Genomic DNA, 11,564 nt, shown 5'->3' on the forward strand with positions numbered 1-11,564 from the left:
AACTTATTGCCTTATTAATCTTAAGTTTTGTGGAATTATAAATTGTGGATCATTAGAGCGAACTGGGTTGATATCAATGCCACCGCGTCTGGTATATCTTGCATAAACAGTAAGAATTTTAGGGTCACATTGATCCATAATATCTTTAAAAATTCTTTCCACACATTGCTCATGAAATTCATTATGATCTCTAAAGCTGATAATATACTTAAGAAGTGAGGCGTGGTCAATTTGCTGGCCGTGATATTTTATTATTATAGTTCCCCAATCTGGTTGGGAGGTGATTAGGCAATTTGATTTAAGCAGATTGCTGTAAACTGTTTCATGCGTGATATCTTGTTTTATAACTAATAATTTAGGATTGGGAAAATATTCGGTGATTTCTACCTCAAGGTAATCAATTAAGGTGCCTTGTGGAGCCTCAATACCTAGTTTTGTTTCCGGATCAACTAGGTTGAGAGTAATTCTGGTTTGTAAGGTTTGTTCTAGATCTTGCTTGATAGTTTGTAATGCTTCATCACTTGAGTTGAAACTAGTATTGTTAAAGGAGTTTAAATATAATTTTAGAGATTTTGATTCTATAATAAATTTGCTATTTGCTGGATAAATTATTTCAAGTAACTGAACAATAGGCTTACCTTTTGGGTTTAACCAAGATACTTCATAGGCATTCCAAATATCGTAACCTATAAACGGTAAATGGTGATCATCAATGCCTATTTCCACTCTTTTGTGAATTCTAGCAATAGGAAAGAGTAGAGCTGGAGTATATTTGTTTTGATAAGTTGTTTTTTGCCCAAGCGGTGAATTTTCAAGCATTTATATCCTCACTTATTGTAGCTCTCTTGTCGGTTTAAATCTTGCAAGTAAATTTATCATAGAAATTTGCTTAGGGTTTGCTTCGTTTATGTTTATATAAGTTCAGCTTCTTAAGACTAGGCATTTCTTCTAAAATTTCCTCAACAATCTCAAGTTCTGTTAGTAGAATATTAAAATAGCCATTTATGGATAAAAGTAAATACTTGGTAAGTTTTGCAGTAAAATTTTGAGTATTATAACATTAATAATAATTACAATAGTTTAATAAATGCTTAAAAATATTGAATAATTAATCTTTTTATAATAAACTATAATGTAATATACTTAAAACATCAGTAGTAGGTAAATTATGCAGATAGCTAATTTTGAACAAGCTTTAACTACTTTAGCTACAGATGTTAGCTTGCATATACAGGAATACAATGTAAATGATGTTCAGGCGCAAATTTTAAGTGATGCTATTATTAACAGCCCAACAATTGAGAATCTAGTATTAAGTCTTTATGGATTATCACATAAGGGCTGGCAATCAATAGATCGCGCGATTTATCTACGCCAAGTTAAGCATGTTAATATCAAGCATGATTTAAGCGGTATTGTCGAAATGGCTACTAATGCTCCTAATATCTTTGCAAGGATGCAAAAAATGTGTCTTTCAAATTCTGCTATTGAGACTTTTACTAAAGTTTGTCAAATTTTAACCGATAAAAAAATCAAAAGTAATATTAAATTTTTACAAATAACAAATGTGGGTTTTGATGAAGCTGCAAGAATAGCTTTGGGTAACCTATTAAATAATACTATCACCATCAAGCAATTAACTATTACCGATACACAAAGGAATTTTAATAATAAAGGAATTGAACAAATTATTGCAGCTTTGAAAATAAATTGTCCTTTAGAAAAACTTGAGCTTACTAGTTGCGGTATAGATGAAAAAAGATTGATAGCAATGTTTAATGCATTAAAAGATAACTATAATTTGCGCAGCTTGGCGATTACAGGGGTAAATCAATTGCCAAATAAAGCTTCTAAGAAAATGGTTGAAGCTTCAAAGCAGTCTAAGCGCCTTACCGAATTTTATATTGCTCCTGAAGACTATGTTGCGCATTGTAAGTCTAAAATGTTCAAATTATCTGCTAATTTAATGCAGTTTAACTCCATATTTGGAAGCATAGATGATTTGCAGCTAATTAAGCGAAATTTTTTAGCTACCCAAGAGATAGTAAAGCTGATTGAGCATAATGACGATTTCAGTCTTGCTCAAGTGGGAGAGGTGGTTCAAAGATATAATGCTGTAAATACTATGCTAATTAAACGCAATAATTTTACAGAGCCTGAAATTAAGCAGAAGCTTAAAAATATTTTAGAGGTTTTTTATGAAAATTATTTTTATTTTAAAGGAGGTAGCAAAAGCGAGGTTAGCTTATGCGGAACTCTAGTACCAAAGGAAATAGTGAGCCATATTGGCACCTATGCTGATGCTTCTTATTCATTAAGATTAGGTAATAAACAGCAAAGCATAACAGCTCAAGTTGCTAATCATCCATCTGATCTAACGCGTGTGTGTAATATTATGTAAATTGAAAATAATCCGGGTGATGAGAGCTTGATATAAAAAAGTGGCTTTAATAGCAAAATGTTATTTGTTGAGATTATTTCCTGATATTTCACTTTTTTACATCATAAATATGCATTACATTTTGTTAAAAATATAGTTGGCTAGAAAGTATTATTGCCAAAAGGCAAGAGAGTATCAATCAAAGATCGCTAACTAAAATATGAAATTTTAGTTAGTAGTAAGGCTAAAATGATAAAAGCAAATTGCTGCTGCATTTGAAACATTTAGGCTTTCTACTTCTGTGTTCATAGGGATTTTAACTAGCTCATCACATTTTTGAGTGGTAAGTTGCCGCATTCCTTTGCCTTCAGAGCCTAATATAATAATTTTTTTCTCAAATTTGGGTAGTTCATTTAAAGTTTTGATAGCCATGCCATCTAGGCCAATTGACCAAAAACCATGTTTTTTTAATTTCTCAATGCTTTGAGCTAAGTTTTTGACTTCAATAAGATTAATAAATTCAATGCATCCTGCGGAGGTTTTGGCAATAGTTGCCATGTTTTTTGGGCTGTGTCTTTCCGTAATAATTAAGCCCTGAACGTTAAAAGCCGCAGCGCTTCTTATAATTGCTCCTACGTTATGAGGATCGGTAATTTGATCAAGAGCTGCTAAAGTAAGGTGGGGTTGATCTTGATTAATATATAGAAATTCATCTAATTCTAAGGTGCTCAATTCTGAACATTCAAGCACAAAGCCGCCATGTATTGCATCTAGCCCTGCTATCTTTGATAATTCTTGCGGAGATTTGTAAACAACCGGGAAAGCTAACTTAGCAGTTTGAATAAAATCTTTATGGCTAGTGTAAAGCTGATATTTCTTGCGGTTTGGATTATTGATTGCTGCAAGGCATGCGTGCTTGCCAAAAAGTTTTATGGTATTTGACATATTTTTAATTTTTTCTTTTGTTATGAGTGAAATGCAAAAAAAAAGCAAATATAAAAATTATTCTTGCCATTTTATTATTTGTTGCTAACTTAAAGCCACCTCATGGAATTTTATGGAGGAGTGGCCGAGTGGTCAATGGCAGCAGACTGTAAATCTGCCCGCGCAAGCGTTCGTAGGTTCAAATCCTACCTCCTCCACCATCTTTTACAAATTACTTATTACATGCGGGTGTAGCTCAATGGTAGAGTCCCAGCCTTCCAAGCTGGTAGTGTGGGTTCGATTCCCATCACCCGCTCCATTCTGAAAAAAATCACGCATATTTTGATAAAATTGTTGATAATCTGGTTGTAAAAAATTTATTTTGTTGTATTAAGTAATGCATTCTTGAAAATCTTCTACTGATTAGTAAAATTATTTATTTTCAGTATGACACATTCGGTTTAAATTAACATTTTTGGAGTTAGTAAAAATGGCGAAAGCAAAGTTTGAGCGTAATAAGCCGCACGCAAATATAGGGACCATCGGACACGTAGACCATGGTAAGACCACATTAACAGCGGCAATCACTAAAGTGTTGTCAAAGGCAGGCGGTGCGACGTATCGAGGGTATGACCAAATCGACGCAGCACCTGAAGAGAAAGCACGTGGTATAACTATATCAACCTCACACGTAGAATATGAGACAGTAAATAGGCACTATGCACACGTAGATTGCCCAGGACATGCTGACTATGTAAAGAATATGATCACTGGTGCTGCACAAATGGATGGAGCAATCTTGGTAGTATCAGCTGCTGACGGTCCAATGCCACAGACTCGTGAGCATATTTTGCTTGCACGTCAAGTAGGTGTACCGGCGATGGTAGTGTTCTTGAACAAAGTAGATATGGTTGATGATCCTGAATTATTAGACCTAGTAGAAATGGAAGTAAGAGAATTATTATCCAAATATGATTTCCCAGGTGATGATATACCGATAATCCGTGGTTCAGCGCTTGCAGCGTTAGATGGTGATAATGAGGAAATAGGTGAGAATGCAATTCTTAAACTTATGGAAGCAGTAGATAGCTATATTCCAACTCCAGCACGTCCAGTAGACAAGCCGTTCTTAATGCCGATTGAAGATGTGTTCTCAATTTCAGGACGTGGTACTGTAGTAACCGGCCGTATCGAACGTGGTATTGTCAAAGTTGGTGAAGAAGTAGAGATCATTGGTATTAATGCGACCCAAAAAACTACTTGTACTGGTGTAGAAATGTTCCGTAAGCTACTTGATGAAGGTCAAGCTGGTGATAACGTTGGTGTATTACTCCGTGGTACCAAACGTGAAGATGTGGAACGTGGACAAGTTCTTGCTAAACCAGGCAGTATAACTCCACATACTAACTTCGAAGCTGAAGTGTATGTATTAAGTAAAGAAGAAGGTGGAAGACATACCCCGTTCTTTGCAAATTATCGTCCACAATTCTATTTCAGAACTACCGACGTGACTGGTATTGTAAATTTACCAGAAGGAAAAGAAATGGTGATGCCAGGTGATAACCTTAAAATCACTGTGGAATTAATTGCACCAATCGCAATGGAAGAAGGTTTAAGATTCGCTATCCGTGAGGGTGGTAGAACCGTTGGCGCTGGTGTGGTTGCTAAAATTTTAAAATAGTTTTTTGAAAACTTAAGGTTTTGAAAATTTTGTTTAAAAAGAACCCCTGTAAAAAGGGGTTCTTTTTAATTTTGTCGGTTACTTAACTTGTATTTAAAGTGGTATATTTGCCTTATAAAGATGGCTGTATTAAATTAAAGTTTAAGCGAGTTAAGCGAGGGGCGAGAAGGAGTTTTAGAGATGTATCGGTCTAGTGCATCTTTTTTATCTTCATCTGAAATTTCATGTTCATCAATCTCAAGAATAATTCTATGTTTATATGCTAGTAAATTATGTTTTGTTTTCGCTTCTTGCATTTCTGCTTCTGTAAGAGCAATGAAAAATGAGAAGGGATTTCCTTCTGTATCTCTTAATTTTAAAAGTTTTAAAACTACCTCTGTTTTTTCGTTTTGATTTGCTTGAGCTGCTATAGTGGAGGTTTGTTGTTGAGCTAGATCTTGAATTTATTTTTGTTTTCAATTATGCCTGGCTGTCCTTTGATGATATTTGGTATGTATATTTTGATCATGTCCTCTTCCTTTGTTCTAGTTTGATCTTAATTTGAACTGTAAAAATAATTTTTACTTTGGTCAATTTAGTTTCCATTTGTTTATTATTTTTAACAGTTGGTTTGTTGCCTGTGTTGTTGTAAGTTGTCCTTACAGTCATGCTTTATTGTTTATAAAAGCTATAGATCCGCTTAGTTTGTTTTGTGTTATATAATATTTTTTACTACTTCTTCAACAGTGAAAATTGTATGATCTTTTATTTGCTAGTTCTGCTTTATGAGCGCTTTCTTTGAGTAGATTTTTATTTATTCAGGTTCATCTGTTTGAAAATAAATTTTTATTCTTTGAGCTTGACTGGTTTTATTGGTGATTAATTTATAAAATATCCTTGGGTTTTTAAAAAGCTTATTATGTTTTTTTCTTCTGTTAAATTAAATTCAAAGATAGCCTTGTATATCAAGTAGCTACCATGCTGTGGTACACGTTTAGAGTTACCTTTAAGTAAAAATTTTAGTTTCAGTATTAATAATTTGAGTTCTTCGTTTAAGTTGGATTTTATTAGATTAAAGAATTTTAAGGTGGCCGCTTGGTCGTTTTCAGATAAGGTCCACAAATCAACTTTCCATTCAGTTGTGCTCGCTATAGACCTTGCTTTTAAGGTTGAGGGTGAATTGGGAGTAGGATATAGGGAGGTATGTATGGCATTTATGTTATCTTCTGGTATGATAAATGCTTTTTTGGACTGTTTATCTAAGTCGGTTATTGGGTCGGCTGTGGGTTCATTAGGAATTCGATAGGTGATGCAGCTATATACTCCTTCTGGTAAATCAGTGCGATTCTTTGCTTTAGTAAAATTAATTAGTTTTACTGCATGCACTAAGGGACTATCAAGTAACTCGCGAGCAATTTGAATATGAACATTAACTGGGTTAAGGTGGGGAGGCAAAATAAGGTTAAGATCGATATCATTCCACACCATTAGATCTAGCGCGTAACTACCGTTAATGATCACTTGGCCATATTGAGATAATAATTCAATTAACCTAGTTTGGGCTAAAAACTCATTAGCCTGGTTTTTAATCTGTATCGATTGGTAGAGTTGTTCGTTCATAACTAATTAAGAAATCTAGCGTATTACTATTACCCGTTTTAGATAAATTATCTTTCCAAATTTGTGGTATATCTTCCTCCGGCATTATTTGTGAGGTTATAATTAGGCAGGAAGGGTCATCTTCAATCAAGCCTAGCCAATAATGATAGTCATGCTCATCATTACAGTAAGGATATTTCTCTTTACGGCCACTCATAAAGATAATTATATCTTCTTTATGCTCAGGACTATTATCCCAAAATTCTTGGATATAAGGTTTATCTAGCCAATTAAAAATTATCTCTTTATCTCTGATGGTTGCTGGCTTAAAGATTAGATTCATAATTTGCCTTCAACAAACTTTTGGTGTAGCTCCGCAACTTTATCTGACCTTAATAAATCTAAATTCCTTTTTAGTGTAGCAATATCCCAATCACACCATTTAATCTGCAATAATTTCTCAATATCTTCCGACTCAAATCTCTTTTTTATAAACCTAGCAGGATTACCACCCCAAATTTCATAAGGCCCAACATTTTTGGTAATAAGGCTTCTTGCGCCAATAACTGCTCCATCGGCTATTTTAATTCCGGGCATGATCATCGCTTCTGCGCCAATCCAGACATCATTACCAATAACTGTATCTCCTTTTAATTTATGAGCTTTAGGCGGCACATTAGTATATACATCAAAATCATCATCAAATCCATCAAGAGGATAGGCAGCTATCCAATTATAATTATGCCCTTGTGTACCTCCCATCATGAATTTTACTCCAGTTGCAATTGAACAGAATTTACCAATTATAAGCTTATCTATTTCATAATCTTGAAAGTGATTATCTTTTTCATCAAGGTACATAACACAATCTTCAAATGGTTTACCATGATAATAACCACTATAGTAAGTATAATCCCCAACTATAATGTGTTCACATTTAATATGGTCTTTTATAATGATAGATTCACGATAACTATTAAAAGGATTCATATTTGCTTACCTCACAGTCTTATTTTACCACTTAATATATCATAATAAATATTAATCTCTATTTTTTGTAAAAACTCTTCATCATGCGGGATTACTATCATAGAACATGGATATTATCTCAATACTTGGATTACATGCTCTATAGTTTCTAAATCTAGATTATTAGTTATTTTATCTAGGATTAGAAGTTTAGGGTTTTAACAGCAATTATTGCTAAAGATAACCTTGCTCTTTCGCCACCAGATAAGTTAGATGCTTCAACAAGCTAATTAGTGCTAATAACCTGGGCATTAGCTGAATCATTCGGCTGTAACTAATTAAATTGGGAAATAGGCCTTATATATCCCGGGTAGATAGTAGAGATGGTAATTCTTGAAATCTTTATACCCAGAAAGATGATAATATATTATATCACAATCGTTAACAACTCAGACAAACTCATTTCGCCTTGCCGCTGCCTTACCTTATTATATTCGGTAATAGTTTCTTTTTTCCCCTTCCTTATAGATTTTCATAAATTCATTATCAAGATTTAGAACTTGTAAGCCATCTCTATCAAAGCTAGGTGAATTTTAGGAAATAGAAAAGATCTATCTGTAAAACCTTGTTTTTCCAAGTATTCTACCTATTCTATAACATTATTATAAACATCTTGAAGATTACCAATAAAATAATCATTTATATGTTTTGCAAATTATATGTAATAGTGAGCTAATATAGTTAAAATAAAGCATTTTAAAAATTATTTAAGTATTTTGTGTAAATATTGATTGAATTTTTTGTGAAAGTGATCTATTGCTACAAGGGCGCAAATAGGAGTATAGCTCAATTGGTAGAGCACCGGTCTCCAAAACCGGGGGTTGGGGGTTCAAGTCCTCTTGCTCCTGCCAGATTTACAAGCGTTGATTGATGTTCAGATTTATCTGGACAAAAAAAAATATGTTGATAATCTTGCCATTTATTATTTTTAAAGTAAAGCAATGTTAACCAAATATATCGACTATTTTAAGCAGGTTAAGCAAGAAGTTAGGAAAGTTGAATTTCCTGCAAGGAAAGAAGTCATTACTACTTTGCTTATAATTACTGCAGTGGTGATATTTTTTAGTGTTTTCTTTTTGATTGTGGATGGAGTGGTGTTAAAGCTCACCAAAATGATTTTAGGCATTGGAGGTTAGTACTGTGTCTCAACAAGAAGCGAAATGGTATATTGTACAGATCCAATCAGGTTCGGAAAAAAAAGTAATACAACAGCTGCATGAAAAAGCCAGGCAACGTGGCCTAAGTGAGGTGTTTGAAGAAGTATTTATGCCTGCTCAAGAAGTTAGCGAAGTACGCCGCGGTAAAAAAATGAATGTGGAGAAGAAATTCTTCCCGGGTTATATCTTAATTAAAATGCAACCTAATCGTGATGCGTGGTACTTGGTAAGAAGTATTGACGGGGTTTTTGACTTCTTAGGGGCTAAAGGTAATAATGGTATACCTCAGCCAGTTGCGCCTAAAGATGTAGCGCAAATTAGAGATATGCAAGAAAAAATTAGCCAAGGTGCTTATACAGCAGTTCATGCTAGCACTTATGAAATTGGTGAAAATGTTAAAGTAATTGATGGTCCGTTCGAAGGATTCGTTGGTGTGGTTGAAGAAGTTGATCAGGTTAAAAGCAGGCTTAAAGTTTCTGTTTCTATCTTTGGTAGGGCTACCCCAATTGAACTTGAGTATGGACAAGTAACAAAAGTTTAGTAAATAAATTTATAGCCAAAATTATACTTTAGTGTATATAGAGCTGTGAGTTGAAAATATTTATAAAGCTAGTTTTAAGAGGTTTTAAATGGCAAAAAAAATTGCAGGATATATTAAACTTCAGGTTCCTGCTGGGAAAGCTAATCCGTCACCACCTATTGGTCCTGCTTTAGGTCAAAGGGGTCTAAATATTATGGAGTTTTGTAAGGCATATAATGCTAAAACTCAAAATGAAGAGCCGGGTACTCCGTTACCAGTGGTGATCACTTATTATGCTGATAAAACTTTTACATTTGTAGTTAAAAAGCCTGCGGTGCCAATTTTAATTAAAAAGGCTCTCAAGATTGCTTCTGGCTCTAAAGCTCCTGGAAAAGATATTGTGGCAAAAATTAGCTTGGCTCAAGTAACGCAAATTGCTGAGTTTAAAATGGAAGATTTAAATGCTATTGATGTTGAAGGTGCTGTTAACATGGTTAAAGGTACTGCAACGTCTATGGGTATTGAGATTACGGAGTAAGTAAATGAACGCAAAAGTGACTAAGCAAAGCAAAATGCACAAAAAGTATGCAAAAAAATATCAAGCTCAACTTAGTAAAATTGATAGTGAGAAACTTTACACAGTCGAAGAAGCTGTAAAGATCCTTAAGGAAATTACTGATGTTAAGTTTGATGCAACTATCGATTTGGCAACTAGACTGGGTATTGATACTAGACAGTCAGATCAGAATTTAAGAACCGTAGTAAGCTTACCACATGGTACAGGTAAAAATGTTAAAATTGCTGTGTTTACCAAAGGTGCTAAGCAAGATGAAGCTAAAAAAGCTGGTGCAGATGTGGTTGGTGCTGAAGAGTTAATCGAGCAAATAAAGCAAGGAAATATTAATTTTGATATTTGTATTGCTACTCCAGACATGATGGGATTGCTTGGTAGTGTTGCTAAAGTGTTAGGTCCAAGAGGTTTAATGCCTAATCCAAAGTTAGGTACTGTGACTATGGATGTTGCTAAGGCTGTAAATGAAGCTAAAGCTGGACGTGTTGAAATTAGAGCGGAGAAAGCTGGTATTGTTCATGCTGGTGTTGCTAAAGTAAGCTTTGATGAAAGAAAAATTATAGAAAACGTAAAACACATGGTGAGCTCAATTATTAAGGCTAAGCCAAGTGGAGCTAAAGGTAGCTACTTAAAAGCAATATATCTTTCATCAACTATGAGCCCTGCACTTAGGATTGATATTTCATCAGCAGCTGCAGCGTAAATAAATAAAGGAGCAAAAAAGTGGGTCTAAGTGTAAATCAACAAGACAAAAGAGAGCAAGTAGCTGGGCTGCATAACTCTTTTTCTGAAAATGAAATTGCAATTGTGCTTCATTATCCAGGGTTAACTGTTAGTGAATTTAGCGCTCTTCGTAATGAAGTTAGAGGAGCTAATGCTAAAATCGAAGTAGTTAAAAATACTTTAGCAAGGCTAGCAATTGAAGGTACCATATTTGAATGTTTAAAAGACATTTTAACTGGTCCAACTGCAATTGCATATTCAACTGAGCCTGGTTTTGCTAAAAAAATCGTAGAATTTTCAAAGAAAAATGATAAGTTAAAAGTGATTGGTGGTGCGCTTAATGGCCAGCTTATGGATGAGAAGGCTGTTAGGGTTCTTGCAACACTTCCATCACTTGACGAACTTAGAGCTAAAATTGTTGGAGTTATTTCTGCACCTGCAAGAAGTATTGCTTCAGCAATTCATGGTGTTCCAAGTGCGGTCGCAAGAGTTATTAGTGCTTATGCGACTGAAAATAAAGGTTGATCTTTTAAGATTATCCATTAAGTATACAATGTTTAAATTTTGGTTTGAGGAAATAAAAAATGTCTAAGCTAGATAAAATTGTTGATGAATTATCATCTTTATCACTTATGGAAGCTGCAGAGCTTGTTAAAGTTCTTGAAGAAAAATGGGGTGTTTCAGCTGCTGCTCCGGTAGCAATGGCAATGCCAGCTGGTGGCGGTGCTGCTGAAGCTGCTGCAGAGCAAACAGAATTTACTGTAATCCTTCAAGAAGCTGGTGCTAATAAAATTAACGTGATTAAAGAAATTAGAACCATTACTAGCCTTGGTCTTAAAGAAGCTAAAGACTTAGTTGATGGCGCACCTAAAGTTGTTAAAGAAGCTGTAAGCAAAGCTGAAGCTGCTGATATTAAAGCTAAGCTTGAAGCTGCTGGTGCTAAAGTTGAAGTTAAATAACTTTAATTTTAGTTGTTAAAAAATAAGGGCGTTATTATATAA

Annotated in this window: 14 protein-coding genes and 3 tRNA genes; 11 read left to right on the plus strand and 6 right to left on the minus strand. The window is 34.3% G+C overall.

Annotation, left to right across the window (positions count from 1 at the left end):
• Positions 1 to 3: 3 nt before the first annotated feature.
• Positions 4 to 819, minus strand: coding sequence for an NADPH-dependent 7-cyano-7-deazaguanine reductase QueF (queF, locus tag EF513_RS05140; RefSeq protein WP_125216341.1), 816 nt, complete (start codon positions 817 to 819; stop codon positions 4 to 6).
• Between the two features lie 349 nt (positions 820 to 1,168).
• Here queF and EF513_RS05145 point away from each other — a divergent pair, with 349 nt between their 5' ends.
• Positions 1,169 to 2,401 carry a leucine-rich repeat domain-containing protein gene (locus tag EF513_RS05145; protein ID WP_125216342.1) on the plus strand — a complete coding sequence of 411 codons (1,233 nt, stop codon included), beginning with the start codon at positions 1,169 to 1,171 and terminating at the stop codon, positions 2,399 to 2,401.
• Positions 2,402 to 2,608: 207 nt separating this feature from the next.
• On the opposite strand, the gene rlmB is transcribed toward EF513_RS05145, so the two are convergent.
• Positions 2,609 to 3,325, minus strand: a complete 717-nt coding sequence (gene rlmB / locus EF513_RS05150; RefSeq protein ID WP_125216343.1) for a 23S rRNA (guanosine(2251)-2'-O)-methyltransferase RlmB — start codon at positions 3,323 to 3,325, stop codon at positions 2,609 to 2,611.
• A 114-nt stretch (positions 3,326 to 3,439) separates the two neighbouring features.
• Here rlmB and EF513_RS05155 point away from each other — a divergent pair.
• The 3 genes from EF513_RS05155 (at position 3,440) to tuf (ending at position 4,985) form a co-directional block, all read left to right on the plus strand.
• A tRNA-Tyr gene (locus tag EF513_RS05155) sits at positions 3,440 to 3,525 on the plus strand.
• Positions 3,526 to 3,549: 24 nt separating this feature from the next.
• Positions 3,550 to 3,623 (plus strand) — tRNA-Gly (locus tag EF513_RS05160).
• A gap of 171 nt (positions 3,624 to 3,794) precedes the next feature.
• A complete protein-coding gene (tuf, locus tag EF513_RS05165; protein ID WP_125216271.1) occupies positions 3,795 to 4,985 on the plus strand; it encodes an elongation factor Tu in 1,191 nt (396 codons plus the stop codon).
• Between the two features lie 134 nt (positions 4,986 to 5,119).
• On the opposite strand, the gene EF513_RS07900 is transcribed toward tuf, so the two are convergent.
• The 4 genes from EF513_RS07900 to EF513_RS05180 form a co-directional block, all read right to left on the minus strand.
• Complete coding sequence (locus EF513_RS07900; RefSeq protein WP_164503833.1) at positions 5,120 to 5,281, minus strand: hypothetical protein; 162 nt, start codon at positions 5,279 to 5,281, stop codon at positions 5,120 to 5,122.
• A gap of 562 nt (positions 5,282 to 5,843) precedes the next feature.
• Positions 5,844 to 6,584, minus strand: a complete 741-nt coding sequence (locus EF513_RS05170) for a hypothetical protein (protein ID WP_125216344.1) — start codon at positions 6,582 to 6,584, stop codon at positions 5,844 to 5,846.
• A complete protein-coding gene (locus EF513_RS05175) occupies positions 6,550 to 6,906 on the minus strand; it encodes a hypothetical protein (RefSeq protein ID WP_125216345.1) in 357 nt (118 codons plus the stop codon). The genes EF513_RS05170 and EF513_RS05175 overlap by 35 nt, the downstream gene beginning before the upstream one ends.
• On the minus strand, positions 6,903 to 7,553 hold the full coding sequence (locus EF513_RS05180) for a CatB-related O-acetyltransferase (protein WP_125216346.1): 651 nt from the start codon (positions 7,551 to 7,553) through the stop codon (positions 6,903 to 6,905). The genes EF513_RS05175 and EF513_RS05180 overlap by 4 nt, the downstream gene beginning before the upstream one ends.
• Positions 7,554 to 8,367: 814 nt before the next feature.
• Here EF513_RS05180 and EF513_RS05190 point away from each other — a divergent pair.
• The 7 genes from EF513_RS05190 to rplL all read left to right on the plus strand — a co-directional run bounded on the left by EF513_RS05190 (position 8,368) and on the right by rplL (position 11,522).
• Positions 8,368 to 8,443: transfer RNA gene (locus tag EF513_RS05190), tRNA-Trp, on the plus strand.
• A 90-nt stretch (positions 8,444 to 8,533) separates the two neighbouring features.
• A complete protein-coding gene (gene secE / locus EF513_RS05195) occupies positions 8,534 to 8,728 on the plus strand; it encodes a preprotein translocase subunit SecE (RefSeq protein ID WP_125216347.1) in 195 nt (64 codons plus the stop codon).
• Between the two features lie 4 nt (positions 8,729 to 8,732).
• Positions 8,733 to 9,290 (plus strand): transcription termination/antitermination protein NusG, encoded by a 558-nt coding sequence (nusG, locus tag EF513_RS05200; RefSeq protein ID WP_125216348.1) that lies wholly within the window; start codon positions 8,733 to 8,735, stop codon positions 9,288 to 9,290.
• A gap of 88 nt (positions 9,291 to 9,378) precedes the next feature.
• Positions 9,379 to 9,807 carry a 50S ribosomal protein L11 gene (gene rplK / locus EF513_RS05205; RefSeq protein WP_125216349.1) on the plus strand — a complete coding sequence of 143 codons (429 nt, stop codon included), beginning with the start codon at positions 9,379 to 9,381 and terminating at the stop codon, positions 9,805 to 9,807.
• A gap of 34 nt (positions 9,808 to 9,841) precedes the next feature.
• Positions 9,842 to 10,543 carry a 50S ribosomal protein L1 gene (gene rplA / locus EF513_RS05210; protein WP_125216855.1) on the plus strand — a complete coding sequence of 234 codons (702 nt, stop codon included), beginning with the start codon at positions 9,842 to 9,844 and terminating at the stop codon, positions 10,541 to 10,543.
• 20 nt (positions 10,544 to 10,563) lie between these two features.
• On the plus strand, positions 10,564 to 11,088 hold the full coding sequence (gene rplJ, locus EF513_RS05215) for a 50S ribosomal protein L10 (protein WP_125216350.1): 525 nt from the start codon (positions 10,564 to 10,566) through the stop codon (positions 11,086 to 11,088).
• Between the two features lie 59 nt (positions 11,089 to 11,147).
• Positions 11,148 to 11,522, plus strand: coding sequence for a 50S ribosomal protein L7/L12 (rplL, locus tag EF513_RS05220; protein WP_125216351.1), 375 nt, complete (start codon positions 11,148 to 11,150; stop codon positions 11,520 to 11,522).
• The last annotated feature ends 42 nt before the right edge of the window (positions 11,523 to 11,564 follow it).

Origin of the sequence: Rickettsiales endosymbiont of Stachyamoeba lipophora, assembly GCF_003932735.1 — a bacterium.
In the GTDB taxonomy this organism is placed as follows: domain Bacteria; phylum Pseudomonadota; class Alphaproteobacteria; order Rickettsiales; family 33-17; genus RICK01.

Bases quoted from the DNA above. Each gene is read 5' to 3' on its own strand.
- queF (WP_125216341.1), bottom strand. From the start codon at position 819: ATGCTTGAAAATTCACCGCTTGGGCAAAAAACAACTTATCAAAACAAA.
- EF513_RS05145 (WP_125216342.1), top strand. From the start codon at position 1,169: ATGCAGATAGCTAATTTTGAACAAGCTTTAACTACTTTAGCTACAGAT.
- rlmB (WP_125216343.1), bottom strand. From the start codon at position 3,325: ATGTCAAATACCATAAAACTTTTTGGCAAGCACGCATGCCTTGCAGCA.
- tuf (WP_125216271.1), top strand. From the start codon at position 3,795: ATGGCGAAAGCAAAGTTTGAGCGTAATAAGCCGCACGCAAATATAGGG.
- EF513_RS07900 (WP_164503833.1), bottom strand. From the start codon at position 5,281: ATGCAAGAAGCGAAAACAAAACATAATTTACTAGCATATAAACATAGA.
- EF513_RS05170 (WP_125216344.1), bottom strand. From the start codon at position 6,584: ATGAACGAACAACTCTACCAATCGATACAGATTAAAAACCAGGCTAAT.
- EF513_RS05175 (WP_125216345.1), bottom strand. From the start codon at position 6,906: ATGAATCTAATCTTTAAGCCAGCAACCATCAGAGATAAAGAGATAATT.
- EF513_RS05180 (WP_125216346.1), bottom strand. From the start codon at position 7,553: ATGAATCCTTTTAATAGTTATCGTGAATCTATCATTATAAAAGACCAT.
- secE (WP_125216347.1), top strand. From the start codon at position 8,534: ATGTTAACCAAATATATCGACTATTTTAAGCAGGTTAAGCAAGAAGTT.
- rplK (WP_125216349.1), top strand. From the start codon at position 9,379: ATGGCAAAAAAAATTGCAGGATATATTAAACTTCAGGTTCCTGCTGGG.
- rplA (WP_125216855.1), top strand. From the start codon at position 9,842: ATGCACAAAAAGTATGCAAAAAAATATCAAGCTCAACTTAGTAAAATT.
- rplL (WP_125216351.1), top strand. From the start codon at position 11,148: ATGTCTAAGCTAGATAAAATTGTTGATGAATTATCATCTTTATCACTT.